This is a genomic window from Streptomyces griseochromogenes, from assembly GCF_001542625.1.
GTDB classification, from domain to species: Bacteria; Actinomycetota; Actinomycetes; order Streptomycetales; family Streptomycetaceae; genus Streptomyces; species Streptomyces griseochromogenes.
This window is the reverse complement of the sequence record NZ_CP016279.1, coordinates 9,615,081-9,641,432: the sequence shown is the minus strand read 5'-3', so window position 1 is coordinate 9,641,432 and position 26,352 is coordinate 9,615,081. Positions and strand designations below refer to the sequence as shown.

The window sequence follows — 26,352 nt, the reverse complement described above, 5'->3', positions numbered from 1 at the left end:
GTCGACGGTGGGCTGCCCCGGGTGACCCGTCTCACCCCTGTAGTTTATTGTTCAACCAGTCCGGAATGCGTAGCTTGAACAGCGCCACAGCAACGGCAAGGAGGAAACACGATGCAGAAGTTCATGCGGCGCCTGATGACCGCGGGTATGTCCGTCGCGCTCGCCGGAGGAGCTCTCCTCCTCGGGGGCGGCTCTGCGAGTGCGGCCGCCCTTCCGGCGGACGGGCATGTCTCTGCCCGGATCACCGCGGCCGGGCACCACTCCGACCCCTGGGTCGCTGGCCAGCTGGAGACGGCCGACCCCTGGATCACCGGCCAGTTGGCGGTGTTCGCACCCTCCGGCAGCGCCGTTCACCGGTAGCGGGCCGCGCGGACCCGCGATGGTCGGCCGATCGAGCGGACTTGCCCCGCGCTCCCGGAGTGGCACCCCGGGCCTCCCGCTTCCACCCGGCAGGGTCATGTGTTCATGCGACTGTGCACGTCCCTGTCCCCCTGCCTCGCCGCAGCCGTCGTGCTCGTACCCGTGTCGTCGAACGCCGCCCGCGCGGACACGGCGACTCCGCCCTGCGCCGCTTCCGCCACCTCCGGCGGCCGGGCCTTTCCGCTGGCCACCCGCATCCGCGGTGGACCCACCTCCTACGAGGCGGGCGGAGGCTACGGCACCTGGTACATCGACCTCACCAACACCACCCGGCGGACCTGCGCCGGCATCCACCCCGTCGTCGTCCTCGTCGACGGCAAGCGCGGCCTGAAGCCGTCCCAGGCCGAGCTGGACTTCTACGACGGCTCCCGCGCCCACGCCGTCACGTTCGAGACCACCGACGAGCAGGAGCTGGTCGGCGTGCTGGACACCAAGGGGTTCGACGGATTCACCGTGGCCCCCGGCAGGACCGTGTCCGTCAAGGTCAGACTCGCGGTCGCCATGGACGCCGCATCCGACCAGGTCACCGCCAACGCGGCCGTCGTCCAGCGCCGGGGCGAGGACGGGGACTGGGTCGGCCAGTCCAACGACTACCGCTTCGGGATCGGGCAGGACGTGGACATTGGCGGGGCGACGGAGGGGACCCCGGCTCCGGACGGGACGGCGCGACCGGAAGGGTCGGCGGCCCCGGAGGCGACCGGGACGACCCCGGCCACCCCGGCCGGCACCCCACGGCCCACCCCCAGCGGCTCGGACCCGGACGACACCTCCCTCCCCTTCGCCGCGGAGGCCGAGGAGGCCGGAGAGCGGGCCAGGGAGCTCGCCCGCACCGGCCTCGGCGTCGCACACGGACTGCTCGCGGCCACCACCGCACTCCTCGCCGTCGGCGCGGCCGCCTTCCTGCTGGCCCGCCGCCGGCGTTGAGCCGTGGACCGCCGTTCGGCGGACGGACTCCCATCTGCGACGATCCCTGCGTGGACTACCCGAACGACCAGGCCCCCGGCGCCCCCGTCCGCTCCGGCATCCCCGAGCACGGACGCATCCCGAAGTACTACGCGGTGAAGGCGCGCATCGCCGGACTGCTGGAGGAGTTGGGGGAGGACAGCGTCATCCCCACCGAGCGCGATCTCGCCGAGCGGTACGACGTCGCCCGCGAAACCGTCCGGCAGGCCGTACGGGAGCTGGTGCTGGAGGGGCGTCTGCGGCGGCGCGGGCGGGGGACCGTCGTCGCCGGACCCAAGCTGGCCCAGCCCCTCTCCCTCGCCAGCTATACCGAGGGAGTGCGCAGGCAGGGCCGTACGCCCGGTCGTACGCTCGTCACCCTCGACCGCTTCCCGTGTCCGGAACCGCTCGCCGCGGAGGCCGGGCTCGTCCGGGGCGAACCCGTCTGGCACCTGGAGCGCGTGCTGCTCGCCGACGACGAGCGGGTCGGCCTGGAGAGCACCTACGTCGCCGTCGGGCGGGTGCCGCGTCTCGACGTCGACTTCGATCCCGACTCCTCCTTCTACGCCTATCTGAAGGCCCAGGGCATCGACTTCGGCGACGCCGACGAGCGCATCGAGACCGTGCTGGCCACCCCCCGCGAGGCCCTGCTCATCGGCACCCCGCCGGCCCTGCCGATGCTGCTGATCCACCGGGTGTCCCGGGACACACAGGGGCGGCCGCTGGAGCGCGTGCGCACGCTGTACCGCGGCGACCGATTCTCCTTCACCGCCCATCTGGGTGGCTGAGAACCGCCCTCTGGCACACCTGTGAAAACCGCCCTTCGTGACACTCCTCGAATGTAACGAGACGATAACGGGTCTAGCCCAAACGTGATGGGTCGTTCACGCTCTCGTTGTCAGCCGGACCCTTCCGGTTCCCCGATCCCGAGGAGCGTTGCAGCCGTGAGAGTGACAGTCGTCGGAGCAGGCGTGGTGGGCACCATGCACGCCTGGCAAGCAGTGGAACGCGGCCACCAGGTCGTCCAGATCGAGCGTGAGGCGGAGGCGCGCGGCGCCTCGCTGCGCAACTTCGGACAGATCTGGGTCAGCGGGCGCGCAGGCGGAGAAGAGCTGGAGACCGCGCTGCGGGCGCGGGAGCTGTGGGAGGAGATCGGCGGGCGCGTGCCCGCGCTCGGGTTCCGCGCCAACGGGTCGCTGACCCCGGTGCGCGGAGATCTCGAACTCGCCGTCGCGGAAGCCGCCGTGGCCCGCCCGGACGCTGCCGACCGTGGCTACAAGCTGGTGACCCCCGGCGAGGCCCGGGCCCTCAACCCCGCCCTGCGCGGCGACTTCACCGCCGCCCTCCACTGCGAGCGCGACGCCGCCGTCGAGCCGCGTACCGCCCAGCTCGCCCTGCGCGAAGAGCTGCTGAAGTCCCCGAACTACACCTTCCTGCCGGGCCGCGAGGTCCGCGAGGTGGTCGGCGCGGGAAGCGTGCGCGACGACCACGGGGACGTGCACCACGCCGACGCCGTCGTCCTGTGCACCGGCGCCTGGCTCAGCGGACTCGTCCGCGAGCTGGCCGGACCCGATCTGCCCGTGCGCCGCGTCCGCCTCCAGATGATGCAGACGGACCCGCTGGGCGAGCCGCTGACCACCTCGGTCGCGGACACCGACAGCTTCCGCTACTACCCCGCCTACGCCTCCCCGGCGCTCGACGCGCTCAACGCCGCGCAGCCGCAGCCGGCGACCGCCGCCGAGCACAAGATGCAGCTGCTCATGGTGCAGCGCGCCGACGGCGGCCTGACCATCGGCGACACCCACGAGTACGAGCACCCCTTCGCCTTCGACACCCTGGAGGATCCCTACGACCACCTCACCGGCGTGGTCGAGTCCTTCCTCGGCCGGCCGCTGCCGAAGATCCGGCGCCGCTGGGCCGGCGTGTACGCGCAGTGCACCGACACCAGCCGGGTCGTGCACCGCCAGCAGGTGAGCGACGGGGTGTGGCTGGTCACCGGGCCCGGCGGGCGCGGCATGACCTGCTCGCCGGCGATCGCCGAAACCACCGCGAACGAACTGGGCTGGTGAGAGAGTTGACCACCGACATCCACGACATCCGTCTCGTCGTCCTCGACATGGCCGGCACCACCGTCGCCGACGGCGGCCTGGTCGAGCGCGCCTTCGAGGCGGCCGCCGCCGAACTGGGCGTCGAGCCCGGCTCCGCCGACCACGCCGAGAAGCTGGACTACGTCCGCGCCACCATGGGCGAGTCCAAGATCTCCGTCTTCCGGCACCTGTTCGGGGACGAGGATCGCGCCCGGCGCGCCAACACCGCCTTCGAGAAGGCCTACGGCGACCTCGTCGACGCGGGGCTCGTCGCCCCGGTCCCCGGCGCCCGCGAGGCCATCGAGGACATCGCCGCCGGCGGCCGCGGCGTCGTCCTGACCACCGGCTTCGCCCGCGTCACCCAGGACGCCATCCTCGCCGCCCTCGGCTGGCAGGACCTCGTACCGCTCACCCTGTGCCCGGCCGACGCCGGCGGGCGCGGGCGGCCCTTCCCGGACATGGTCCTGGAGGCCTTCGTGCGGACCAAGGCCGCGGAGGACGTCCGGCAGGTCGCCGTCGTGGGCGACACGTCCTACGACGTGCTCAGCGGCGTACGCGCGGGTGCGGGACTGGTCGCCGGCGTCCGCACCGGCGCCCACGGCGACGCCGAGTTCCGGGCCGCCGGCGCCACCCACGTCCTCGACTCCGTCGCCGGCCTGCCCGCGCTGCTCACCGGAGCACGGTGAGATGGGCATCCGCTTCGACTCCGTCACGGTCGCCTACGACGGCAACGTCGTGCTCGACTCGCTCGACCTGACCGTCGAGCCCGGCGAGGTCATGGCGCTCCTCGGGCCGTCCGGATCCGGCAAGACCACCGCGCTGCGGGCGGTCGCCGGGTTCGTACGGCCCGCCTCCGGGCGCGTCTTCCTCGGCGACCGGGACGTGACGGACCTGCCGCCCCACCGGCGTGGCATCGGCATGGTCGTCCAGCAGTACGCCCTCTTCCCGCACATGCGGGTGGACGACAACGTGGCCTTCGGACTGAAGGCCCGCAAGGTTCCCAGAGGCGAGATACGGGGGCGGGTCGCCGAGGCGCTGGAGATGACCGGCATGGCCGGCTACGCCCGCCGCTTCCCGCGGGAGCTGTCCGGCGGGCAGCAGCAGCGCGTCGCCATCGCCCGCGCGCTCGCCATCCGGCCGGACGTACTGCTCCTGGACGAACCGCTGTCCGCGCTCGACGCCCAGCTGCGGTCCGGGATGCTGGCCGAACTCGCCCGGCTCCACCGCGAGTTGCCTCAGGTGTCGATGCTGTACGTCACCCACGACCAGGTCGAGGCACTGACCTTGGCCGATCGGATCGCGGTCATGGACAAGGCGAGGCTGCGGGCCTGTGGAACGCCGAGGGAGCTGTACCGGGCCCCGGCCGACGAGTTCACCGCGTCCTTCGTCGGGAACGCCAACCTGCTGCCGGTGACCGTCGGCCACGGCGGCGTCGGCTTCGCGGGCGCCGATTTGAAGGTCGACACGGCGGGCGCGGCCGCGGGCGCACGGGCCACCTTGTGCGTACGGCCGCATCTGATCGGCCTCGGCGACGGCCCCAACCGGATCACCGGGACCGTCACCGAGATCCAGTGGCGGGGCTCGACCCACCGGCTCTATGTCGAGGTGGACGGGCAGCAGGTGATGGCGGACCTGCGCGAGCTGAAGGCACCGCCGACGTACGGGGATGTGGTTGCCCTGCACTTCGCCCCCGAGGACGCGACACTGCTGCCCGCAGGGGTGGGCCGCGATGGCGAGTAACCCGGCGCTGCAGGCTGTGCCCACCCGTTCCGCCCTGCGCAACGACCGCCCGCAGCGGTTGCGGCCGCTCCTGTGGACCCTTCCCCCGACGGCCGCCCTCGCCCTCTTCTTCCTCTACCCCCTCGCCCTCGTCGTCCAGCAGTCCTTCCGGCCCGACAGCGGTGGCACCTCCGTGCGGCCGTACGCCGACGTCTTCGCCTCCGAGGCGTTCCGGAACGCGCTGTGGACCACCGTGTGGCTGGCGGTGGCCTCCACCGTCGGCTGTCTGGTCCTCGGGTTCCTGCTGGCGCTGGTCATCGCGTTCGTGCCGTTCCCCGGGGCGAAGGCGGTGGCGCGGTTCATCGATGTGTTCCTGTCCTTCCCGTCCTTCCTGATCACGCTGGCGCTGCTGTTCATCTACGGCAGCGTCGGCATGGCCAACGGGGTGTGGACGGACGTCACCGGGGCGGCGGAGGGACCCTTCCAGTTCCTGACCACACCCTGGGGCGTGCTGCTGGCGGAGATCACCTACTTCACGCCCTTCGTGATGCGGCCGCTGCTCGCCGCCTTCTCCCAGCTCGACACCGCGCAGCTGGAGGCGGCCAGTTCGCTCGGCGCCCGCGCGCCGCGCATCGTGCGGCAGGTGATCCTGCCGGAGGCGCTGCCCGCGCTCGCGGCCGGCGGGAGCCTCGTCTTGGTGCTGTGTCTCAACGAGTTCGGCATCGTGCTGTTCACCGGAGCGAAGGGGGTCACGACCCTGCCGATGCTCGTCTACAGCAAGGCGATCCTGGAGTCCGACTACCCGGGCGCCTGCGTGGTCGCCGTCGTCAACGTCCTGATCTCCGTGGGGCTGTACGGCCTCTACCGGGTGGTGAGCCGTCGTGCTGGTGCATAGCCGCAAGGCCAAGTGGGCCGTATGGGCCGTGTTCCTCGTCCTGTTCCTGCCGCTGTTCGCCCTGCCCCTTCTCGTCGTCCTCGGCGCCTCCTTCGCCACCCACTGGTCCAGCGTCCTGCCCTCGGGCCTGACGACGGCCAACTACCGCTCCGCCACTCGCGGCGAGGCCCTCCAGGCGCTGACCACCAGCCTGGTCACCGCCGTCACCGCGAGCCTGCTCGCCCTGGCCGTCGGCACCTGGGCCGCGCTGGCCGGGGCAGCCCTGAAGAAGCGTCACCGCCGTATCCTCGACGCCTTGTTCGTGCTGCCGGTCGCCGTGCCGTCCGTGGTGGTCGGACTGTCGGTCCTGGTGGCCTTCTCCAAGCCGCCGATGCTGCTCAACGGCACCCGGTGGATCGTGATCGTCGCCCACACCGTGCTGGTCACCGCCTTCGCCCACCAGTCCGTGTCGGCGGCGATCACCCGCCTCGACCCGGCGTACGAACAGGCCGCCGCCTCCCTCGGCGCCCGGCCCGCGTACGTCCTGTGGCGGGTGCGGCTGCCGCTCCTGCTGCCCTCGCTCACCGCCGCCGCCGGCCTCTGCTTCGCCCTGTCCATGGGCGAGCTGAGCGCCACGATGATGCTCTACCCGCCCGACTGGACCCCGCTTCCCGTCCTGATCTACGCGGCCACCGACCGGGGCGCCCTGTTCGTGGGCTCCGCCGTCGCGGTGGTCCTCATGGCCGCGACCCTGCTCGTCCTGTTCGCCGTCTCCAGGGTCCGCACCAAAGCCTCCTACCGCTGACCGCCCGACCCGCTCACAGCCCCTTCCGCCGCAAGGAGTTCGCCCCGCCATGCCCAGAAACACCCTCAGACTCGCCATCGCCGTCTCCCTCCTCGCCACCCCGCTGCTGTCCGCGTGCGGCGGCTCCTCCGCCGCCTCCGACGAGAAGGCCGTCACCGTCTACAGCGCCGACGGCCTCAAGGGCGAGAACGGCGACGGCTGGTACGACAAGGTCTTCGCCGACTTCACCAAGCAGACCGGGATCAAGGTCAAGTACGTCGAGGGCGGCTCCGGCGAGATGGTGCAGCGCGCCGTCCGCGAGAAGAGCAACCCGCAGGCCGACGTGCTGGTCACCCTCCCGCCGTTCATCCAGCAGGCCGACAGCAAGGGCCTGCTGGAGAAGTACGAGCCGAAGGACGCCGTCCAGGTCAGCGGCGCCGACAAGGCCGTCGACGGCACCTGGACCTCCGTCGTCAACAACTACTTCGGCTTCGTCTACAACAAGAAGGAGCTGAAGAAGGCCCCCACCACCTGGGACGAGCTGCTCGACGGCAAGTACAAGAACAAGCTCCAGTACTCCACCCCCGGTGTCGCCGGCGACGGAACCGCCGTACTGATCAAGGCCATCCACGACTTCGGCGGCAAGGACCAGGCCCTCGCCTACCTGAAGAAGCTCCAGGCCAACAACGTCGGCCCGTCCGCCTCCACCGGCAAGCTCGCCCCCAAGGTCGACAAGGGCGAACTGCTCGTCGCCAACGGCGACGTCCAGATGAACTACGCCCAGTCCAAGACCATGCCGGGCCTCGGCATCTGGTTCCCGGCGAAGCAGGGCGGCAAGCCCACCACGTTCGCCCTGCCCTACGCGGCCGGCCTGGTCACCAAGGCCCCGCACAGCGAGAACGGCAAGAAGCTCCTCGACTTCATGCTCGCGCAGAAGCAGCAGCAGGAGGTCAGCGAGATCGGCGGCGGCTTCAGCGCCCGCTCGGACGTCAAGGCCGTCGACGCCAACGCCATCGCGCTCGCCAAGCTGATGGACGGCGTGGACATCTTCGCGCCGGACTGGAAGGACATCGACACGAACCTCGCGTCCTACGTCGAGGACTGGAAGTCCGCCACCGGCAGCTGAGCCCTCCGGGGGTTCGGCCGCCCCATGGGTTCCGCCCCGCCGTACGTCTTCGCCTCCGCCGTCGTGGCTGGTCGCGCAGTTCCCCGCGCCCCTGGGGGAGTTGCCCGCCCCGTCGGCTGCTCCGCCCCGCCCCTGGTACCACCGGGGGCGGTGTCATGACCACCGTCCTGCACGTCCACCCTCTCCTCCGGAGGACCCCGTGCCCAATCTCTCCCGTCGTACGTTCCTCGTCTCCGCCGCCGTGGTCGCCGCCTCGGCCGGTCCGCTCGGCGCCGCCGCCCGTGCGGCCACCCGCACGCCGAAGGTACTGGTCGTCGGCCTGGACGGCTGCCTGCTCAGCCGTATCAAGGACGCCGACGCCCCGAACCTCGACGCCCTGATGACCGCGGGCCTCACCGCGCCCAGCAGCATCTACGCCAACCCGCTCGCGCCCACCCTGTCCGGCCCCGGCTGGTCGACGATCATCACCGGCGTGTGGCCGGACAAGCACAACGTCAAGGACAACACCTTCACCGGCGCCCGGTTCGCCCGGTACCCGGACTTCCTCACCCGCGTCGAGACGGCCAAGCCGCAGCTGGTGACGTACGCCGTCTCCTCCTGGGCGCCGATCACCGACACCGTCTTCTCCTCGAAGGTCGACACCCGGGTCTCCACGCCGAGCGCCGAGTACGACACCGGCACCGCCTCCCGCGCCGTCGCAGAGCTCAGGGACGGCAACCCGGACGCGGTCTTCGTCCAGCTCGACAACATCGACCACGCGGGACACAGCTACGGCGCCGCCTCCCAGCAGTACCTGGACGCCATCCACGGCGCCGACGCCCAGGTCGGCCAGATGGTGGCCGCCGTCAAGTCCCGGGCCACGTACGCCGACGAGGACTGGCTGATCATGGTCACCGCCGACCACGGCCACACCGACCCCGGCGGCCACGGCGGCTCCACCCTCCAGGAGCGCCAGACCTTCATGATCGCCACCGGGCCGGCCCTCGCGCCCGGTTCGGTCCGCCACGACGTGAAGATGCCCGACATCGCCGCCTCCGCGCTCGCCCACCTCGGCATCGCGCTCGACCCCGCCTGGGACCTGGACGGCCGCCCCGTCCAGCAGCCCGCCCCCGACGACTTCGACGCCCTGCGCGGCCAGTTGCAGGCCCGCGTCGACGAGACCGGCATCCCGGCGAGCATCCTCGGCTTCACCCACACCCCGCCCGCCGGCTGGTCCGTCGACAACTCCGCGATGGGCGGCGGCGGGGTCACCGAGTGGCGCGGCTGGTCCTTCACCACCGACGAGTTCTGGACCCAGACCCAGCGCGACCAGAACCGCGAGTGCAACGTCCGGGCCCGCGACGTCTTCGCGGTCGCCGACGGCGACGAGTGGAGCGACAAGAGCCTGACCGGCTCCTTCGACTCCACCCTGGTCAGCCCGGCCTACCCGGTCACCGGCGGCCGCACCGCCACCCTCGCCTACACCACCTACTACCGGCAGGAGTCCCCGCAGAAGGGCGAGGTCCTCGTCTCCTACGACGGCGCCGCCCCCGTCTCCGTGCGCACCTACACCGCCGACGTCCCCTCGCGCACCGAGACCGTCACGCTCCAGGTCCCGGCCGGGGCGAGCACGGTCCGGGTCCGCTTCCGTTACACCGGGGGGAACAACTGGTACTGGGTGGTCGACGGCGTGCGGATCACCCAGTGATCGCCCCGTCTTGACCGGGGTCAGGAACGGGCCGCCTGATTAGGCTGGGGGCGTCGGTACGCCGTGGTTCCGGCGCCCCCCGCTTCTTGACCGTACGCACGCCAGGAGACGCAAGAACATGGCAGACCGCAAGCCCATCGAATCGTGGCTCACCGACATGGACGGCGTCCTCATCCACGAGGGGGTCCCGATCCCGGGCGCCGACGCCTTCCTGAAGAAGCTCCGCGAGTCCGGGCGCCCCTTCCTGGTGCTCACCAACAATTCCATCTACACCGCCCGTGACCTGCACGCCCGGCTGCGCCGGATGGGCCTGGACGTGCCGGTGGAGAACATCTGGACCTCCGCGCTGGCCACCGCCCAGTTCCTGGACGACCAGCGGCCCGGCGGCAGCGCCTACGTCATCGGCGAGGCGGGCCTGACCACGGCGCTGCACGACATCGGCTACATCCTCACCGACCACGAGCCCGACTTCGTGATCCTCGGCGAGACCCGCACCTACTCCTTCGAGTCCCTGACCAAGGCCGTACGCCTGATCAACGACGGCGCCCGGTTCATCGCCACCAACCCCGACAACGTCGGCCCCTCCACCGAGGGCGACCTGCCCGCCACCGGCTCGGTCGCCGCCCTGATCACCGCCGCCACCCGCAAGAAGCCGTATTTCGTCGGCAAGCCCAACCCGCTCATGATGCGGGCCGGGCTCAACGCGATCGGCGCCCACTCGGAGACCTCCGCGATGATCGGCGACCGCATGGACACCGACGTGCTCGCGGGCCTGGAGGCCGGGATGCGCACCTTCCTGGTGCTGACCGGGGTCACCCAGCCCGACGACATCGACCGCTACCCCTTCCGCCCCTCCCAGGTCGTCGACTCCATCGCGGACCTGGTCGACCTCGTCTGACCAGGGATTTCCAGAACCCGCACCACCCGGATGGAGTAATCCCGCGCCTCCCGAGGATGCGGAGGCGCGCTGTGCGGGGGAGCCTCCCAGTGTCTGGAGGTTCACGATGGGCTCACTTCGCCTCACTGTCTGTACGGGACTCCTGGTCGTCAGCGCCCTCACCCCGGTGGCGCACGCGGCCGACGACGGCCATGGAGTCTCCGTGACCCCGGCCTCCCCGGCCCCGGGTACCGATGTGACCCTCCGGGTGCGCGGCTGCACCGGATCCCAGGGCACCGCCGCCTCGTCCGCCTTCGTCACCGACGCACTGCTGACCGGCACCCAGGGCACCCTGTCCGGCGAGACCCGCGTCCGCTCCTCGGTCACCCCCGGCGCCTACGACGTGAAGGTCACCTGCGCCGGCTCCGCGCTGACCGGCACGGTCACCGTGGTCGCCAAAGGATCCGGGCAGTCCGGCAGGACCGACCTGTTCGGCCGGCTGTTCCAGCCCACCGCGTCCCCCTCTCCGGTCGCCCCGGTCCAGGCGGGCGGCGGCGGCACCGCGCACTTCGCCACGGTGGCCGGCAGCGGCTCAGGGCCCGGCACCGTCCAGGCGGTGACGGGCCTCGCGCTCGCCGGGGCCGCCGCTGCCGCCGTCGGGCTGCTCAGGGCCCGCCGGAGCCGCGGTACGGACTGAGGCACCCACGACATGTCCGACGGGCAGGAGCGCACCACCGGCACCGGGCACCTGGCCACCGCGGCGGCCTGGGCCGTCCTGCTGCTCGGACTGTGGCTGTGGGGGCGCAGCGTGACCGACGTACCGCCGAGCCCCTCCGGACCCGCCACCGGCGACGTGGCCGGACTCGGCCGGCAGGTCCGGCTGCCGCCCGCGGCCGCACCCCTCGCGCCCGCGCTCCCGCAGCGCGTCGACATCCCGGAACTCGGCGTGCAGGCGCCCGTGGTGGCCCGTGGCCTGGACAGCCGGGGAGCTGTCGACCCGCCGCCGTTCGACCAGCCGGGCGTGGTCGGCTGGTACCGCTCCGGAACCACGCCCGGCGCGGCGGGAGCCGCGCTGATGGTGGGACACGTCGACACCGCGACCCGGCCCGCCGTCTTCTACAAGCTCAGCAGCCTGCAGCCCGGCGAGACGGTCCGGGTGGTCCGCGCGGACGGCAAGGTCGCCCACTTCACCATCGACGACATCCGCGTCCTGGCCCGTGACGACTTCGACGCCCAGCAGGCCTACGGCCCCCGCAAGCCCGGCCGCGCCGAGCTCCGCCTGATCACCTGCGGCGGCGCCTTCGACCGCACGACCCACAGCTACACGGCCAACGTGGTGGTCTCCGCCTACCTCTCCGGCACCGGCCCCTGAGCTTCCGCGCGACCTCGTGACCGGCACGGCCGGTGTGCCACGATGGGCATTCGGAACAATGCGCCCAGGGGGGAATCGCATGTACGACAGCACGGGGGCCCGGCCTTCGGCACGGGCACGGGCGTCCGCGGCGGTGCTCGGGGCGGCACTGCTGCTGGCGGGGTGCTCCTCCGGCGACGGGGACAAGCCCGACGACCACGCCGGCCGGATCACCCAGCAACCCAAGTCCGCCGACCCGTTCTGGGTGAACCCGGACACCAACGCGGCCCGCCAGGTCGCCACCTACGAGAAGGCGGGCAAGAAGACCGAGGCCGGGCAGATCCGCAAGATCGCCGAACAGCCGACGGGGGAGTGGATCGGCCCGGAGAACCCCGAGCAGGAGGCCCGCGGCTTCACCGAGGCCGCCGAGAAGTCCGACCGCACCGCCCTGCTCGTCCTCTACGACATCCCGCACCGCGACTGCGGCCAGTACTCACAGGGCGGCGCCGCCGACGGCAACGCCTACCGCGCCTGGATCGACGGCGTCGCCCAGGGCATCGGCGACCGCGCCGCCACCGTCGTCCTCGAACCGGACGCCCTGCTCCACCTCGTCGACGGCTGCACCCCGGGCCAGTTCCAGGAGGAGCGCTACGACCTGCTCAAGGGTGCCGTCGCCAAGCTCAAGTCCCTGAAGAACACCAAGGTCTACCTGGACGCGGGCAACGCGGGCTGGGGCCACCCCGACCAGATCTTCCAGCCCCTGAAGCGGGCCGGCATCGACCAGGCCGACGGCTTCTCCGTCAACGTCTCCAACTTCTACTCCACCCAGGACTCCATCGCCTACGGCAAACAGCTCTCGGCCAAGGTGGGCGGCAAGCACTTCGTCATCGACACCAGCCGCAACGGCAACGGCCCCGACACGGCCGGCAACCCCTCCGAACGCTGGTGCAACCCGCCCGGCCGCTCCCTGGGAGAAGCCCCCACGACGAAGACGACCGACCCCCTGGTCGACGCGTACCTGTGGGTGAAGCGCCCCGGGGAGTCGGACGGCGACTGCAAGGGAGGCCCGAAGGCAGGGGATTGGTGGGCGAGTTACGCACTCGCCCTTGCCAAGAACAGCGAGTGACTAGGGAACCTTGACCCACTGAGCCGTGGACGGCGTCCCCTGGTCGTCGTCCACGAACATCATGTACCACCCCGATTGAACCAGGTTCCGGTCCTTGGGGACGGTCACCGTGATCTTGTCGCCCGAGGTCTTGAAGTCCAGGGCGACCGACCGCTGATCCACATCCGTCACGTGAGTCGAAGCACTCGGCCGGATGAGCCGCACCTTCTTGATGCTGGCCGTGTGCTTCGATGTGAACGTCCCCGAGGCGCCCCGGGCGATGGTCTGCGGACCACCACTGAGCGTCGGCCGAGCCCCCCGGTACAGATACGGCGGCGTGTAGATCTCGATCCGCTGCTCGAACTTCCCCGGCTTGGTGTTCGCCTTGTCCGCGTACAGCGAGTCGGACCCGAAGAACATCACCCGCCCGTCCGGCAGCAGGATCGAGCCGGAGTGGTAGTTCCGTCCGACCAGCGGATCGGCGACCTGGGTGAAGCTGTTGCTGTCGGGGTGGTACAGCCGCGCCTGCAGGATGTTGGAGTCGCCGCGCCCCCGGTAGTCCTCCGAGCCGCCCGACACCAGCACCGTGTCGTCCGGCAGGATCGAGGACTGCGGATACCGGGTCCCCTTCTCCAGCTCGGGCCCGTCGACGAAGCGCGGGTTCTTCGCCTTCAGGTCGATGAGCCGCGTCTTCTTGCTGGACAGCTTCGACTCACCGACCCCGCCCCCGCCGATCACCATGAACTTCTCGTCCTGCGCCGGAGGCAGCAGCACGGTCCCGGACGTCTCCATCATGTTGGGGTCACTGAGCCCGGGCAGCTTGGTGAACTTGTTGGTGTCGACATCCCAGACACCGGGCTCACGGCCGATGTTGTCCGGTCCGTAGCCCGCGTTGGACCCCGAGTAGAAGATCTTCCCGTTCTGCATCAGGAACAGTGCCGGATACGTCGGGAACTGCCGGATCTGCTGCGTGTAGGTCCACTTCTTGGTCTTGGGGTCGAAGATCTCGTTCTTCCCCGGAACCAGCTGACCGATGTCGTCGAGGCCGGAGACGCTGAGGATCTTGCCGTCCGACAGCGTGGTCAGCGTCGGGTACCAGCGGGCCTCGTTCATCGGGTCGACCTTGATGTACCGCTCGGCGACCGGATCGAACTCGTAGGCGTCGCGGATGCCCTGGAAATCCTTCTTGTCGAGGGCGAGCTTCTGCGCGATGCCGTACGTGTTGCGCGCGTCGGTGCCGGCCAGGCCCTGGACGCGGTAGTTGTCCTGCGTACCGGTCTCGTACTGGGTGCCGCTCTGCTGCGCCTCGACGTAGATACGGCCGAGCCCCGGGTCGTTGCGCAGGAACGCTCCGGTCTTCGGGTCGAAGACCTTCTTCGCGCGCGGCACGAGCACCGGGTCCTTCGAGACGAAGGTCTTGCCGTTCTCCTTGCCGGTGAACTTGGTTCCGGCGGGCAGTGTGATCGGCTTGTCCGGGTTCTCGTTGTGCACGACCATCAGGCCGCCGGCCTTGGTCACATCGCCCTTGAGCTTCTCGTACCGTTTGGTCCCGCCCGCGATCAGCAGGTTGCCGTTGGCCAGCTGGGTGTGGCCGGTGCAGAACAGGTCGGCGGGCGTGGGCACCTTCTTGATCGTGCCCTTGACCGGGTCCCAGATCCGGGTGTCGAACTTCTTCTTGTCGAAGTTGTCCTGGTTGTTGCCCGAGCCCGCGACCAGCAGCACCTTGCCGGTGTGCAGGAGCGCGGCGTGGATGGTGTCCTGGCGGTACTCCTCGGGGAAGTCGATGATGTCCCAGTGGCCGTTGGCGGCCTTGTACTCGGGCTTGTTGATCTTGTACTGGTGGTACTGCTCGGTTCCGAAGCGGTAGAGCCACGGCCCGTTCATCCCGGCCAGCGCGAGGACCACCGCAGTGCCTATCGCGAGTCGACGAGCACGGCGGCGGCCGGCCTGGTCCTTCATTCCTTACGTCCCCCAAGTCCACCAAGGGCGATCTGCATGCTCTGGTCGCTGTCTGCCGCCGGGTCCCCGCCCGGCCCCCCGGACGAGGCGGCCCAGGTGGGCCGCTGACGGGCGTGCGGCGCCTGTGCGGCGTGCGGCCCGTAGGCCGCGTACTGCGGGGGCACCGCGTCCTGCGGCTCCGCCACCGCCGGTGCGGGCGCGGGTGCGGCCGCACCGGGCGCCTGCCGGGGCTTCTTCCTCTCCTGCCGCAGCGCGTACCGCCAGGCGAAGATCGGTGAGGCGGTGATCAGCAGGGCGAAGATCGCCCAGGTGATCATCGCCGGGTGGGAGTGCCCGAACACGAAGCCGGCGGCGAGCGAGCCGGCGAAGACCAGGATGAAGAACCAGTGGATCCTGAACGTCCCGAACAGCGTGTCGGGGCTGGCCGATTCACCCTTCGGGGTCACCACGAACTTGCTCTTGCGGCGCAGCACCGCGTCCATCAGCGAGCGGGCGTAGATCGGCGCGGAGAGGGCCGACATCACCATGCCGGCGACACCGCCCGAGCCCTCCGGCTCGTGCGGGGAGACGTTGTGCCTGCGGTTCCAGACGTAGAGGCCGATCTGGAGGGCGGAGGCGTTGCCGTACAGCATCAGCCACACGGTCGGGTCGATGTTCACACCCGAGGCGCCCAGGCCCAGGAACAGTGCGCAGCTCAGTGCCGCGAGGATCCAGTTGAGGGCGGACATCGGGTAGAAGATGATCATCATCGTGTAGTTGAAGAGCTTGCCGGGCGGCAGCGAGAAGAAGCCCTTCCAGTACTGCTTGAGGATCGTCTCGTACGTACCCCGGGACCAGCGCAGCTGCTGGGTGAAGAAGTCGGTCCAGGCGCCCGGGCCCTCGCCGACGGCCAGCACGTCCGGGGTGTAGACGGACCGCCACTTGTGGCCCGTGGCCGGGTTCTTGGCCCGGTGCATCTCGAACCCGGTCGCCATGTCCTCGGTGATCGAGTCGTACAGGCCGCCGATCTGCTTGATGGCGCTGATGCGCACGGCGTTGGACGTGCCGACGAACATCGGGGCGCCGTAGCGGTTGCCGGCGCGCTGGATCAGCGCGTGGAAGAGGAACTGCTGCGACTCGGCCGCCTTGGTGACGAACGTGTCGTAGTTGCCGTAGACCTGCGGGCCGATGACGAAGCCGACGTCCGGGTCACGGAAGTAGCCGAGCATCCGCTCCAGGTAGTTGGGCAGCGGCACATGGTCGGTGTCGACGGAGGCGAAGAAGTCGTAGTCGTCGCCGTGCGCCTCCAGCCAGGCGTTGTAGTTGCCGTGCTTGGTCTTGGCGCGGTGCGGGCCCTTGGGCTGGTTCCACCTGGCGACGCCCTTGCGGGTGAAGTGGTGGACGCCGAGCCGGGCGCAGACCTCCTTGACGGCCGGGTCGTCGCCCTCGTCCAGCAGCCAGACGTGCATCACGCCCCGGTGGCGCAGCCTGACCGCCGCCTCCAGGGTCTTCGTCACCATCTCCAGCGGCTCCTTGCCGGGCACGAAGGAGGTGAGGAAGGCGACGCGGGTGCCGGTCTCCGGCACGACCGGGACCGGATCGCGCGCGACCAGTGTGGCGTGCGCGTTCGACAGCACGTTCATGCACCGGAAGAACTCGATCAGGCCGATCGAGACCAGCATCACGACGTCCAGCGCGGGCAGGAAGTCGTAGGCCGGGTAGTCGCGTTCGGTCCAGTGATCGGGCTGCAGCAGCCAGGCCAGCAGGACCAGCGACAGCAGCGGGGCCGCGCCCAGCATCAGCGCGGCGCGTATGCGGTGCGGTTCCTGCGAGAGCAGTGAGCGGTACTGCACCGTGTAGGGCTTGCCCGGGTCGGGCTGGGTGAGGGGACCCGCAAGCCGGCTGTAGTGCTCGTAGTCGTATCTGGGCAGGCTCTTCTTTATCCTGCGGAACTGGCCCGTGTGGTGCGTAAGCGCCCTGAGGCGCGTGGTCTGTGACGGATCGTCGTGTTGTCCTTGGCTCTGCCGGGCGCCCGTCGGCGTCGACGTCATGAGTCATTCCCCCCACACGCGGGTCATCGCGTGTTCGTCGGTCCTTCCGCCCGGTCAGGGTCCCCTCGGCCGTCACGGGCAGGTCAGTGGCGGTCGCAATCACCACGCCTTGCACACTTTATAGACACGGGAGTGCGACCTTCCGGTTGCATGATGCCCCCCTCGGCACCGGTTCATGAACGGGGCCCCCTCCCCGTCTGCGGGCAACCGGTTTCTTCCCCCAACTGCCGCGAAGGCGCGGCTTCGTGAACAACCAGGGTTCTACGGCGCTTAGCATGATCGCAAGACGCGAAACGCCGTGTTTACCGGTCAAACCCGTTCATTGTGGCGCGGGTGGGACTCCGGAGGCTCGGGTGCGCCGGTGGGAGAGAGGCGGGCACGGATGTTGCCGAAGTGGTCCCTTATGGCCTCCTCCGCCCGTATGGAGTCGCCGGAGCGGACCGCGTCCAGGATCTCCCGGTGCTGCCGGCAGGTGACCCGCGGGTCCTGGGGCACGTCCACCAGATCCCGCTGGACCCGGTGGAAGGCGTCCCAGAACGCCTCCATCACCTCGCTCAGCAGGACGTTGTCCAGCCCCCGGTAGAGGGTGGCGTGAAACGCCCGGTCCGTTTCGGCGAGGCCGCGTCCCTCGGCGGCCTCCCGTTCCATACGGTTCACAAGGGCGTCCAGTTCGACGAGGTCGGCATCCGGCAGCCGGCCGGCCAGCCGCGAGACGAGTCCCGTCTCCACCGCCTCGCGCAGTTCCAGCAGCTGGAGCAGGGAGTCCTCGCCCCGGTAGTGCCCGGCGACCGTGCGGAAGGCGAGGCCCTCGATCATCGGTGCGAGCGACATCGGGCCGACGTAGGTCCCGAACCCGTGCCGGATCTCCACGATGCCCATCGCCTGCAGCGCCTTCAGCGCCTCCCGTACCGAGTTCCGGCTCGCCCCGAGGTACTCCATCAGCTCGGGCTCGGTCGGCAGCGGGGCACCCGAGAGCAGCCGACGGTCGATGATGAGCTTCTTGATCCGCTCCTGGAGGTCCCGGGCTGCCATGGCCAGAGGGTATCCGGCCAAACGACGAACAGGCCCCTCATTCACATGAGAGGCCTGCTCGGTCTGTGCGCCGCCAGGGACTCGAACCCCGGACCCGCTGATTAAGAGTCAGCTGCTCTAACCAACTGAGCTAGCGGCGCCTGCTGACAAGAGAACTCTACCCGACCTGGCGGGGTGCTCCCGACCACCCCTTCGTGTCCGGGAGAGGCGGCCGTGGCGGCTGTACATCATTCGGACCGTCAACATGCGCGTGCGGAGGACAGTTGTGAAACTGATCAACGTGCACACTCGCGGACATTTCCACCCCGAATGTGAGGCAGATCGCATGAGTACTCCGGTGTTCGAGGACGTCGGCCCCGTGAGCGACTGTGACTGCCCCGGCTGCGTCCGCGGGCGGCGGGCGGGCCCCGGCCCGCTGCCCGCCCGCTTCGGCGGCCGCCCGGCGGCCCGGGGGGTCGCGGTCGTGGCCGCCGCCGCCTCCGCCGCCCTGGGCCCGGCCCTTCCGGCCGCCGCCCACGCCTCCCTCCACGCCCCGCACCGGCCCGGCACCCCCGCCGCGGACGGTGAGCCCGCCACCCCGCAGGGCAAGGAGTCCCCGCTGTTCGGCCCGGCCGCCGCACCGGTCAGGCCCCCGGCCGTCCCCATCCCCGCCACCAGCCGGACCGACATCATCAACCGGGCCAAGATCTGGGTCGCCGCGAAGGTGCCGTACAGCATGAGCACCTACTGGACCGACGGGTACCGGCAGGACTGCTCGGGCTTCGTGTCCATGGCCTGGGGCCTGCCGGGCAACGAGTGGACGGGCAGCCTCGGCCAGTTCGGGATGAAGATCGCCAAGGAGGACCTGCAACCCGGTGACATGCTGCTCTTCCACAACCAGGACAACCCCGAGAACGGTTCCCACGTCGTGATCTTCGGCGGCTGGACGGACTACACGCACACCTACTACATGGTCTACGAACAGACACCCCCGCGCACCCGCCGCCAGGCCACCCCTTACCCCTACTGGACCCACGCCGACAAGTACGTCCCCTACCGCTACAAGGGTGTGACCGCTGCCGCGGGCAAGAAGGCGGCGACCGACGACAAGGCACCGGCGCCCTCCTCCCCGGGCGCCCGGCCCGCCTCGCACGGAGTGCCCGGCTATCCCGGCCGGAGGTTCTTCCGCCCGGGCGAGGAGAACGAGTACGTCACCGAGCTGGGGAGGCGATTGGTGGAGAAGGGATTCGGCGGCTTCTATGCCGCCGGGCCCGGTCCGCGCTGGGGCGAAGCGGACCGGCGGGCCGTGGAGGCCTACCAGCGCGGCCAGGGCTGGCGGGGCGGCGCGGCGGACGGCTACCCCGGCCCGGAGACCTGGCGCCGCCTGTTCGCGTAGGCGCTCCCGCGATGCGCGCAGGAGCACCTCTGCCGCGCGGGGGGAGCGCCCCTGACGGGTGGGAGCACCCCTGAACCCGCTCCCACCGCCGGCACCACTGTCATGACGCATCTGGCGCGGAGGCTGGAGGCACGCATGAGTACGACCACGTCACACACGCCCGAGTCCGAGGAGCATCCCGAGGGTCCGGCCGGCCCCGAGGCAACGGCGGGTCCCGGGGGCGCGGCGGGTCCGGCGGCCGCGGGAGGCGGCGGAGCCGGGGCGGGCACGGGCGCCCTGGCGGGCCCAGGGGGTACGGCCACCCGTCCGGCCCGGCTGATCCAGAACGAGGTGACCACCGAGATCCCCGTCCACCTGCTCTTCCGTGACGAACCCGAGCCGGTGTCGGTGCCGCTGAAGCCCGCCGTGGTGGGGCGACGGCAGGGCACCGGCGAACAGCCGCGGCTGACCCGTCCGGCCACGGCCCGCAGCCGGGTGGTGCCACAGGCCGACCCGGAGCTGGTGGAGCGGCCGGCGCGGGTGCTGCCCGGCGCGGCCGGGGTGCTGACCGGGGTGGCCGGCCTCGCGGGATGCCTGGCCACCTCGTGGTGGGCGGGTGTGCTGCCGCCGCTCGCGATGGAGTCGCTGCGCCTGCCGACGTACACGGGCACGGGTCTCGGGCCCGCGCAGTGGGCGGCGTACGCCGGGGCCGGGGCGCTGGGCCTGACCGGCTTCGGCGGTCTGGCCCGGGGGCGCACCGGGCAGGCCTGGCTGCTCGGGCTGTTCGGCCGCTACCGGGGGACGGTCCGGCGCACCGGCCTGCTGTGGGTGAACCCGCTGCTGCGGCGGCGCCGGGTCGACGTACGGCTGCGGCACTGGCGCAGCGAGGCGATGCCGGCGGCGGACGCCAACGGGGTGCCGCTGCGGGTGGTGCTGCTGGTGGTGTGGCGGGTGCGGGACACCGCGCGGGCCGTGCTGGAGATCGACGACCACGAGAGGTATCTGCGTGAGTGCGTGGAGGCGGCGCTGGCCCGGGTGCCGGTGGAGCCGCCGGGCGGGACGCGGGGCGGGGCGGCGGTGGCGGGGGAGACGCTGACCCGGCTGGTCGGGGCGGACGCGGTGCCGATCGGCCTGGAGGTGTTCTCGGTGCAGCCGGTCCGGGTGGAGTACGCCCCCGAGGTCGCGGCCGCGATGCACAAGCGCCGGCTCGCCGCGCTGGACGCCCGGCAGCGGTCCACCATGCTCAACTCGGTCGTGGACTCGGTCGAGGACACGGTGACCCGGCTGACCATGCGCGGTCTGGTCGAACTGGACGACTACGAGCGCAAGGTGCTGGTCCGGGATCTGACGGTGGCGTTCTGCTCGGGGCGCGGGGAGCCCGTGTGATTGGTATGGACATGTTCAACTAACGGCAATAACCTCAGACTTGGTCTAGACCTACTGCACAGCTCAGCTCAGCGAACATCCCCCACGTTCTCCAGGAGCGGCAGCATGCGCACCAAGACCAGATTGTCTGTGTTGTCCGCGGCCGTGCTGGGCGTGGTGACCGCCGGAGCCTTCGTGCTCTCCACCGGCGGCGCCAGCGGGCACGGCTACACCGACCTCCCCATCAGCAGGCAGAAGCTCTGCCAGAACGGCACCGTGGCGAACTGCGGCGACATCCAGTGGGAGCCGCAGAGCGTCGAGGGACCCAAGGGCTTCCCGGCCGCAGGTCCCGCCGACGGCCAGATCTGCAACGGCGGCCTGAGCCGCTTCGCCCAGCTCAGCTCGCCCACCACGCCGTCCGGCGCGGCCTGGCCCGCCACCAAGGTGACCGGCGGTCAGTCGTACACCTTCCGCTGGCAGTTCACCGCCATGCACGCCACGACGGACTTCAAGTACTACGTCACCAAGCCGGGCTGGGACCAGAACCACGCCCTGACGCGCTCCGACCTCAACCTCACTCCGTTCCTGACGGTGCCGTACAACGGCCAGCGTCCGCCGGCCACCCTCAGCCACAGCGGCACCCTGCCGTCCGGCCTGAGCGGTCACCACGTCATCCTCGCGGTGTGGACGATCGCCGACACGGGCAACGCGTTCTACGCCTGCTCGGACGTCACGTTCTGAGGTTCCGCTGAGCCGGCGGCGCGGCCGGCGTGGGTAGGGTCCTCCCACGCCGGCCGATCGGTGGCCGCGCACGGAGTTCGGGGGACCCATGGAAGCACTGTTCTACGTCGTGCCGACGCTCATGATCGCCCTGGCGGTCTTCGCCCTGGTCAGGCTGGTCGGCCGCGCCCAGGAGGTGCGCAGCGCCTGGAACAGCGGGCTGACGGCCGAGGCGCGGTGCCTGCGGACGTACACGACGACCAGCGGTGGCGGTGAGACCTCCGTGAGCACGACGCTGCACCACGTGTACGAGTTCACCACCCGCGAGGGCCGTGCCGTCCGCTTCGAGGAGAGCAACGGGCCGGGGACGACCGTCGAGGGCGACATCGTCACCGTGCACTACGCGGCCGAGCGTCCCGAGCGGGCCACGGCGCACGCCCCGGCGCGTGGGAGGCTCGCGGCCGAGTCGGGCTGCGTACTGGCCTTCCTCGGCGTGTTCATCGCGGGCTGTGTCGCCTTCATGGTCGCCGCCCATCTGATGTTCTCGGCGGTGGACGGGCTGCTGCCGTAAGGGCGCGGTGGCCGTCGCCGTGTCACGCCTGTCGGAGGCCGGCCGCGGAAGACGTCGAAGGGCCCCTCGCCGAGGCGAAGGGCCCTTCATCTGTGCGCCGCCAGGGACTCGAACCCCGGACCCGCTGATTAAGAGTCAGCTGCTCTAACCAACTGAGCTAGCGGCGCATGACTCCCGCCTTTCGCGGTTTTTTCTTCCCGCGGTCGGCGACGAAGAAAATACTACCTGGTTCCGGGGGGTGCTCGTGACCGCCTAGATCGTGAGCGAGAGCAGGACCGGTGCCGCGTTCCGGTTCAGCGCGTCCGCGGCCTGCCGGAGCCGGTGCGCGTGCTCCACGGGGAGCGACAGCGCCAGGCAGCCGACCGACGACCCCGCGGTGATCGGGACGGCCGCGCAGACCGTCCCGATCGCGTATTCCTGGAGGTCCAGCACGGGCACCGTCGGCGGCTGGGACTCCAGACGGGAGAGCAGCAGCTTGTCGCTGGTGATGGTGCGCGAGGTGAGGCGGGCCATCTTGTGCCGGGAGAGATGGTCGCGGCGGGCGTTGTGGTCCAGCTGGGTCAGCAGGCTCTTGCCCACGGCGGTGGCGTGGGCGGAGTAGCGGAAGTCGACCCATTCGTTGACCGCCGGGGTGGTCGGACCGGCGGCGTACTGGGTGACCCTGACCTCGCCGTCCACGTAACGGCTCATGTAGACGGCCGCGCCGACCGAGTCCCGCAGCCGGTCCAGCGTGTGCTGGAGCTTGTCGCGCAGGGCGCGCTCGCGGCCGTGCGCCGAGGTGAGGCGGCGCAGCGTGTCCCCGGTGACGTACGCCCCGTCGGTGATCTGCTCGACGTAGCCCTCACGGCGCAGCATGCGCAGCAGGCCGGTCAGTCGCTCGGGCCCCAGGCCGGTGCGGCGGGCCAGCTCGGTGTCGGTGACGCCGGCGGGGTGACGGGCCACGGTCTCCAGCACGCGCAGCGCGTCCTGGGCCGAGTGGTACGGGGCGGTCGGCTCGTGCATCAGCGCCACGGTTTCCCCCTGCGCTCACCTGTCTGCGCTCGCTTGTCTGCGCTCGCTCGTCTGGCCGTGAAATCCGGTCGGCGGTTCTCTATCACGATAACGGTCAACGGGTCGTTGGGGAGAGGGGGTTGGCGAGATTATGGTCTTCGCCCACCCCTCCCAACTGGGGCGCAGATCCGTTGGCATATGCCAGAGGTATCACCCATCGCTGGGACCTCGGCACTTACCGTCTTCACACCACGTAGTCAGAGCACCGCGCTGAGGAATTCCCGGGTGCGGTCCTGCTCCGGATCGCTGAAGATCTTCTCCGGCGGGCCCGACTCGATGACCCGCCCGGAGTCGAACATCAGCACCTGGTCGGAGATGTCCCGGGCGAAACCCATCTCATGGGTCACGCACAGCATGGTGATGTCGGTGCTGCGCGCGATGTCCCTGAGCAGATCGAGGACTCCCGCGACCAGCTCGGGGTCGAGCGCGGAGGTCACCTCGTCCAGCAGCAGCACGCGCGGCCGCATCGCCAGCGCCCTGGCGATCGCCACCCGCTGCTGCTGGCCGCCCGAGAGCCGGGTGGGCCGGGCGTCGCACTTGTCGGCGAGCCCCACCAGGTCCAGCAGCTCGCGGGCGCGCGCCTCGGCCTCGTCCCTGGACATGCCGAGTACCTGCACCGGCGCCTCGGTGATGTTCCGCAGCACGCTCATGTTCGGGAACAGGTTGAACTGCTGGAACACCATCCCGATCTTCTTGCGGACCTCCCGGATCTGCTTCTCCGGCGCCGGGAAGAGCTGTTGCCCGTCGACCGTGATCGTGCCCTCGTCCGGCTTGGTGAGGGTCATCAGCAGTCTGAGGATCGTGGTCTTGCCGGAGCCGGAGGGGCCGATCAGGGTCACGTGCTTGCCGGCGTCGACGGAGAAGTCCAGCTGGTCGAGGACGGTGTTGGCGCCGAAGCGCTTGGTGACGCCCGCCAGGCGGATCAGCTCGGTCGGCTGGGCGTCGGTGACGGACGACTTCGTACGGGTCTCAACGGACAAGGCGTCGCTCCAGGGCTCGCAGAAGAAGGGAGGCCAGGTAGGAGATGAGGATGAAGGCCACCCCGATCACGGTGAGGGGCTCGGTGAACTGGAAGTGCTGCTGGGAGAAGAGCCGGGCCCGCCCGAGCATCTCCAGCACGGTGATCACCATCAGCATCGGCGTGTCCTTGAGCATCGCGATCACGTAGTTGCCGAGGGCGGGGATCACCCGGCGGATCGCCTGCGGCAGGATCACCGCGGTCCAGGTCCGCCACAGGGGCAGGTTCAGCGCCGTCGCCGCCTCCCACTGGCCCACGGGCACCGCCTCGATACCGGCCCGGTAGACCTGCATCGTGTACGTCGAGTAGTGCAGGCCGATCGCGAAGATCCCGGTGGCCAGGGCCGAGAAGGTCAGGCCCCACTCGGGCAGCACGTAGAAGAGGAAGAACAGCTGGACCAGCAGCGGGGTGTTGCGCACGAACTCCGTGACCACCCCGACGGGCCAGCGCACCCACCGGCTCGGCGCGCGCATCAGCAGCGTCCAGACCAGGCCGAGGGTGAACGACAGCAGCGAACCGAGGGCCAGGATCTGCAGCGTGACCAGCAGCCCGTCCCAGAAGTGCGGCATGAAGTCGCGCACGGCGTTCCAGTCCCACGTCATACGACACCACTCCCCCCGACACCGGTCGTCTGCGCGCGTTTGAGCTCACGGGCCGCCGAGAACGTGCCGGCCTCCTTGCCGATCCCCGCCTTCAGCCGCTTCTCCAGAGCGCGCATCAGCCGCGTGAGCACGAAGGCGATCGCGAAGTAGATCAGCAGCACGTACGTGTAGATCTCCGCGCTCTGCTGGAGCGCCAGCCGCACCAGGCCGGCGCTGAACGTCAGATCGCCCATGCCCATGACCGACACCAGCGCGGTGCCCTTGAGCAGCTCGATGAGCAGGTTGCAGAAGGACGGGATCATCTCCGGCACCGCCTGGGGCAGTACGACCAGCCTGAGCCGCTGCCAGGGCGTGAAGCCGAGAGCGACGCCGCCCTCCTTCTGCGCCGGGTCGACCGCGTTGAGCGCGCCGCGCACGATCTCCGAGCCGTACGCGCCGTACGTCAGCCCGAGCGCCAGCGTGCCCGCCCACATGGGCACCAGCTGCCAGCCGAAGGCGATCGGCAGCACGAAGAACACCCAGAAGATCATCACCAGTGCCGAGGTGCCGCGGAAGACCTCGGTGTAGAAGCCGGCGAGGAAGCGCACGATCCACAGCCGGTGGGTGCGCGCGGCACCGACGACGAAGGAGACGGCGGCGGCCAGCAGCGCGCTGAAGACGAGCAGCTGGACGGTCGTCCAGACCCCCTTGAGTACGAGTTCCCACAGCCCCGAGGTCATCCGCCGCACAGCTCCTTCGCGGTGAGGTCGGTCATCTCGGCCTTGGTGAAGCCGAAGGGCCTGAGGATCCGGAACAGCTCCCCGCTCCTCTTCAGCTTCCGCAGCTCGACGTTGAAGGCGTCACGCAGGTTCGTCTCGCCCGTCCGGAACGCGAAGGCGCCCCCGTCGACATGCGGTTCGCCCTTGACCAGCGGCGCGAACGGCCGGGTGGCCTCCGTCGAGGCGGACTTCTTCACCACCTCGCGGGCGGTGAGCGCCGTACCGGCGAAGACGTCGACGCGCCCGGCCTCGACGGCGTTCAGCCCGGCGACCTGGTCCTGGACGATCAGGATGTCGCCCTCCTTGTACCCTGCCTCGACCGCGTACTGGATCTCGGCGTACCCCGTCCCGGTGGCGAACTTCGCCTTCTTCTCCACTACGTCCCGGTAGGAGTGCAACCCCATCGGGTTGCCCTTGCGCACGATGAACGCATCCAGCATCTGATAGTCCGGATCCGCGAAGATCACCTGCCGGCAGCGCTCGGGATTGACGTACATCCCGGCGGCCACGACATCGAACTGCTGGGATTTCAGCCCCGGAATCAGCGAGCCGAACTCGGTCGGCACCGGCTGCACCCGGTCCACGCCGAGCCGCTTGAAGACCGCCTTCGCCAGCTCGGGCGCCTCCCCCGTGAGATGGCCGTCCTTGTCGATGTACCCGAAGGGGATCTCACCGGCTATCCCGAGCCGCACGACCCCCTGCGCGCGCAGCCGCTGCAGCAGGTCGCCGCCCTGCTTGCCCGAGGCCGAGGCCACCCGCGAACAGCCCGCGGCCCCCAGGACGCCGACCGCCGCGAGGCTTGCGAGCACCGAGCGTCTGCTGTGTCTGTTTTCCGACCGGAATGTGTCTACGTCGTTCCCAGTTGGTGGAGCCATGGCGGCGCGGCTACCCAACCGGACCCGTCGTATGCACCCTTGATTC

The 26,352-nt window shown here is 70.5% G+C and carries 26 protein-coding genes and 2 tRNA genes; 18 read left to right on the top strand and 10 right to left on the bottom strand.

Translation table 11 applies throughout. The annotated features are described in order from the left end of the window. Positions 1-111: 111 nt before the first annotated feature. The 14 genes from AVL59_RS41955 to AVL59_RS41890 all read left to right on the top strand — a co-directional run bounded on the left by AVL59_RS41955 (position 112) and on the right by AVL59_RS41890 (position 12,993). Positions 112-360, top strand: coding sequence for a hypothetical protein (locus tag AVL59_RS41955; RefSeq protein WP_067314916.1), 249 nt, complete (start codon positions 112-114; stop codon positions 358-360). Between the two features lie 105 nt (positions 361-465). Continuing rightward, the gene (locus AVL59_RS41950; protein ID WP_208870539.1) at positions 466-1,344 is read left to right on the top strand and encodes a hypothetical protein; all 879 of its coding nucleotides are present in this window, start codon (positions 466-468) and stop codon (positions 1,342-1,344) included. A 50-nt stretch (positions 1,345-1,394) separates the two neighbouring features. Next, positions 1,395-2,150 carry a GntR family transcriptional regulator gene (locus tag AVL59_RS41945; protein WP_067314913.1) on the top strand — a complete coding sequence of 252 codons (756 nt, stop codon included), beginning with the start codon at positions 1,395-1,397 and terminating at the stop codon, positions 2,148-2,150. 156 nt (positions 2,151-2,306) lie between these two features. Further along, complete coding sequence (locus AVL59_RS41940; protein ID WP_067314911.1) at positions 2,307-3,431, top strand: TIGR03364 family FAD-dependent oxidoreductase; 1,125 nt, start codon at positions 2,307-2,309, stop codon at positions 3,429-3,431. Beyond that, on the top strand, positions 3,428-4,135 hold the full coding sequence (locus AVL59_RS41935; RefSeq protein WP_335743764.1) for a phosphonatase-like hydrolase: 708 nt from the start codon (positions 3,428-3,430) through the stop codon (positions 4,133-4,135). The genes AVL59_RS41940 and AVL59_RS41935 overlap by 4 nt, the downstream gene beginning before the upstream one ends. Position 4,136: 1 nt before the next feature. Continuing rightward, positions 4,137-5,189, top strand: coding sequence for an ABC transporter ATP-binding protein (locus tag AVL59_RS41930; RefSeq protein WP_067314909.1), 1,053 nt, complete (start codon positions 4,137-4,139; stop codon positions 5,187-5,189). Then, positions 5,179-6,063 (top strand): 2-aminoethylphosphonate ABC transporter permease subunit, encoded by an 885-nt coding sequence (locus AVL59_RS41925; RefSeq protein ID WP_067314907.1) that lies wholly within the window; start codon positions 5,179-5,181, stop codon positions 6,061-6,063. Before AVL59_RS41930 ends, AVL59_RS41925 begins: the two co-directional genes overlap by 11 nt. Further along, positions 6,050-6,847: an ABC transporter permease gene (locus AVL59_RS41920; protein ID WP_067314906.1), complete on the top strand. Its 798-nt coding sequence runs from the start codon at positions 6,050-6,052 to the stop codon at positions 6,845-6,847. Before AVL59_RS41925 ends, AVL59_RS41920 begins: the two co-directional genes overlap by 14 nt. Before the next feature lie 49 nt (positions 6,848-6,896). Further along, positions 6,897-7,952, top strand: coding sequence for a 2-aminoethylphosphonate ABC transporter substrate-binding protein (locus AVL59_RS41915; RefSeq protein ID WP_067314904.1), 1,056 nt, complete (start codon positions 6,897-6,899; stop codon positions 7,950-7,952). 199 nt (positions 7,953-8,151) lie between these two features. Further along, the gene (locus tag AVL59_RS50020) at positions 8,152-9,639 is read left to right on the top strand and encodes an alkaline phosphatase family protein (protein ID WP_079147251.1); all 1,488 of its coding nucleotides are present in this window, start codon (positions 8,152-8,154) and stop codon (positions 9,637-9,639) included. A gap of 118 nt (positions 9,640-9,757) precedes the next feature. Further along, positions 9,758-10,537 carry an HAD-IIA family hydrolase gene (locus AVL59_RS41905; protein WP_067314903.1) on the top strand — a complete coding sequence of 260 codons (780 nt, stop codon included), beginning with the start codon at positions 9,758-9,760 and terminating at the stop codon, positions 10,535-10,537. Positions 10,538-10,643: 106 nt separating this feature from the next. Next, positions 10,644-11,213, top strand: coding sequence for a hypothetical protein (locus AVL59_RS41900; RefSeq protein WP_067314901.1), 570 nt, complete (start codon positions 10,644-10,646; stop codon positions 11,211-11,213). A 12-nt stretch (positions 11,214-11,225) separates the two neighbouring features. Next, positions 11,226-11,888 carry a class F sortase gene (locus AVL59_RS41895; protein WP_067314899.1) on the top strand — a complete coding sequence of 221 codons (663 nt, stop codon included), beginning with the start codon at positions 11,226-11,228 and terminating at the stop codon, positions 11,886-11,888. Positions 11,889-11,967: 79 nt separating this feature from the next. Then, positions 11,968-12,993, top strand: coding sequence for a glycoside hydrolase family 6 protein (locus AVL59_RS41890; protein ID WP_067314897.1), 1,026 nt, complete (start codon positions 11,968-11,970; stop codon positions 12,991-12,993). Here AVL59_RS41890 and glxA read toward each other — a convergent pair whose 3' ends face one another. From glxA to AVL59_RS41870, 4 genes are all read right to left on the bottom strand, one after another. Further along, a complete protein-coding gene (gene glxA / locus AVL59_RS41885) occupies positions 12,994-14,931 on the bottom strand; it encodes a radical copper oxidase GlxA (protein ID WP_067314895.1) in 1,938 nt (645 codons plus the stop codon). Then, positions 14,928-16,961 (bottom strand): glycosyltransferase family 2 protein, encoded by a 2,034-nt coding sequence (locus tag AVL59_RS41880; RefSeq protein WP_067314893.1) that lies wholly within the window; start codon positions 16,959-16,961, stop codon positions 14,928-14,930. The genes glxA and AVL59_RS41880 overlap by 4 nt, the downstream gene beginning before the upstream one ends. Positions 16,962-17,270: 309 nt before the next feature. After that, positions 17,271-17,993, bottom strand: a complete 723-nt coding sequence (locus tag AVL59_RS41875) for a FadR/GntR family transcriptional regulator (RefSeq protein WP_067318403.1) — start codon at positions 17,991-17,993, stop codon at positions 17,271-17,273. Between the two features lie 66 nt (positions 17,994-18,059). Further along, positions 18,060-18,133: transfer RNA gene (locus tag AVL59_RS41870), tRNA-Lys, on the bottom strand. A gap of 185 nt (positions 18,134-18,318) precedes the next feature. Between AVL59_RS41870 and AVL59_RS41865 the strand changes: the two genes are divergently transcribed. The 4 genes from AVL59_RS41865 to AVL59_RS41850 all read left to right on the top strand — a co-directional run bounded on the left by AVL59_RS41865 (position 18,319) and on the right by AVL59_RS41850 (position 22,003). Next, on the top strand, positions 18,319-19,368 hold the full coding sequence (locus AVL59_RS41865) for a peptidoglycan-binding protein (RefSeq protein ID WP_067314891.1): 1,050 nt from the start codon (positions 18,319-18,321) through the stop codon (positions 19,366-19,368). Positions 19,369-19,503: 135 nt separating this feature from the next. Beyond that, positions 19,504-20,733 carry an SPFH domain-containing protein gene (locus AVL59_RS41860; protein WP_067314890.1) on the top strand — a complete coding sequence of 410 codons (1,230 nt, stop codon included), beginning with the start codon at positions 19,504-19,506 and terminating at the stop codon, positions 20,731-20,733. Positions 20,734-20,838: 105 nt separating this feature from the next. Next, the gene (locus tag AVL59_RS41855) at positions 20,839-21,453 is read left to right on the top strand and encodes a lytic polysaccharide monooxygenase auxiliary activity family 9 protein (RefSeq protein WP_067314888.1); all 615 of its coding nucleotides are present in this window, start codon (positions 20,839-20,841) and stop codon (positions 21,451-21,453) included. Positions 21,454-21,541: 88 nt separating this feature from the next. Continuing rightward, positions 21,542-22,003, top strand: coding sequence for a DUF3592 domain-containing protein (locus tag AVL59_RS41850; RefSeq protein WP_067314886.1), 462 nt, complete (start codon positions 21,542-21,544; stop codon positions 22,001-22,003). Between the two features lie 93 nt (positions 22,004-22,096). Here AVL59_RS41850 and AVL59_RS41845 read toward each other — a convergent pair. The 6 genes from AVL59_RS41845 to ehuB form a co-directional block, all read right to left on the bottom strand. Continuing rightward, a tRNA-Lys gene (locus AVL59_RS41845) sits at positions 22,097-22,170 on the bottom strand. Between the two features lie 85 nt (positions 22,171-22,255). After that, positions 22,256-23,014 (bottom strand): IclR family transcriptional regulator, encoded by a 759-nt coding sequence (locus AVL59_RS41840; RefSeq protein ID WP_067314885.1) that lies wholly within the window; start codon positions 23,012-23,014, stop codon positions 22,256-22,258. Positions 23,015-23,250: 236 nt separating this feature from the next. Further along, positions 23,251-24,033, bottom strand: coding sequence for an ectoine/hydroxyectoine ABC transporter ATP-binding protein EhuA (gene ehuA, locus AVL59_RS41835; protein ID WP_067314883.1), 783 nt, complete (start codon positions 24,031-24,033; stop codon positions 23,251-23,253). After that, on the bottom strand, positions 24,023-24,673 hold the full coding sequence (ehuD, locus tag AVL59_RS41830) for an ectoine/hydroxyectoine ABC transporter permease subunit EhuD (protein WP_067314881.1): 651 nt from the start codon (positions 24,671-24,673) through the stop codon (positions 24,023-24,025). The genes ehuA and ehuD overlap by 11 nt, the downstream gene beginning before the upstream one ends. Then, positions 24,670-25,392, bottom strand: coding sequence for an ectoine/hydroxyectoine ABC transporter permease subunit EhuC (gene ehuC / locus AVL59_RS41825; RefSeq protein WP_067314879.1), 723 nt, complete (start codon positions 25,390-25,392; stop codon positions 24,670-24,672). The genes ehuD and ehuC overlap by 4 nt, the downstream gene beginning before the upstream one ends. Continuing rightward, on the bottom strand, positions 25,389-26,306 hold the full coding sequence (gene ehuB / locus AVL59_RS41820) for an ectoine/hydroxyectoine ABC transporter substrate-binding protein EhuB (RefSeq protein ID WP_067314878.1): 918 nt from the start codon (positions 26,304-26,306) through the stop codon (positions 25,389-25,391). The genes ehuC and ehuB overlap by 4 nt, the downstream gene beginning before the upstream one ends. Positions 26,307-26,352: the final 46 nt, after the last annotated feature.

Coding starts and splice junctions, on each gene's coding strand:
- AVL59_RS41915 (WP_067314904.1), top strand. CDS start 6,897: ATGCCCAGAAACACCCTCAGACTCGCCATCGCCGTCTCCCTCCTCGCC.
- AVL59_RS41880 (WP_067314893.1), bottom strand. CDS start 16,961: ATGACGTCGACGCCGACGGGCGCCCGGCAGAGCCAAGGACAACACGAC.
- AVL59_RS41875 (WP_067318403.1), bottom strand. CDS start 17,993: ATGGCAGCCCGGGACCTCCAGGAGCGGATCAAGAAGCTCATCATCGAC.
- AVL59_RS41860 (WP_067314890.1), top strand. CDS start 19,504: ATGAGTACGACCACGTCACACACGCCCGAGTCCGAGGAGCATCCCGAG.
- AVL59_RS41895 (WP_067314899.1), top strand. CDS start 11,226: ATGTCCGACGGGCAGGAGCGCACCACCGGCACCGGGCACCTGGCCACC.
- AVL59_RS41930 (WP_067314909.1), top strand. CDS start 4,137: ATGGGCATCCGCTTCGACTCCGTCACGGTCGCCTACGACGGCAACGTC.
- AVL59_RS41925 (WP_067314907.1), top strand. CDS start 5,179: ATGGCGAGTAACCCGGCGCTGCAGGCTGTGCCCACCCGTTCCGCCCTG.
- glxA (WP_067314895.1), bottom strand. CDS start 14,931: ATGAAGGACCAGGCCGGCCGCCGCCGTGCTCGTCGACTCGCGATAGGC.
- AVL59_RS41950 (WP_208870539.1), top strand. CDS start 466: ATGCGACTGTGCACGTCCCTGTCCCCCTGCCTCGCCGCAGCCGTCGTG.
- ehuC (WP_067314879.1), bottom strand. CDS start 25,392: ATGACCTCGGGGCTGTGGGAACTCGTACTCAAGGGGGTCTGGACGACC.
- AVL59_RS41850 (WP_067314886.1), top strand. CDS start 21,542: ATGGAAGCACTGTTCTACGTCGTGCCGACGCTCATGATCGCCCTGGCG.
- AVL59_RS41890 (WP_067314897.1), top strand. CDS start 11,968: ATGTACGACAGCACGGGGGCCCGGCCTTCGGCACGGGCACGGGCGTCC.
- AVL59_RS41900 (WP_067314901.1), top strand. CDS start 10,644: ATGGGCTCACTTCGCCTCACTGTCTGTACGGGACTCCTGGTCGTCAGC.
- AVL59_RS41855 (WP_067314888.1), top strand. CDS start 20,839: ATGCGCACCAAGACCAGATTGTCTGTGTTGTCCGCGGCCGTGCTGGGC.
- AVL59_RS41905 (WP_067314903.1), top strand. CDS start 9,758: ATGGCAGACCGCAAGCCCATCGAATCGTGGCTCACCGACATGGACGGC.
- AVL59_RS41955 (WP_067314916.1), top strand. CDS start 112: ATGCAGAAGTTCATGCGGCGCCTGATGACCGCGGGTATGTCCGTCGCG.
- ehuD (WP_067314881.1), bottom strand. CDS start 24,673: ATGACGTGGGACTGGAACGCCGTGCGCGACTTCATGCCGCACTTCTGG.
- AVL59_RS41865 (WP_067314891.1), top strand. CDS start 18,319: ATGAGTACTCCGGTGTTCGAGGACGTCGGCCCCGTGAGCGACTGTGAC.
- ehuB (WP_067314878.1), bottom strand. CDS start 26,306: ATGGCTCCACCAACTGGGAACGACGTAGACACATTCCGGTCGGAAAAC.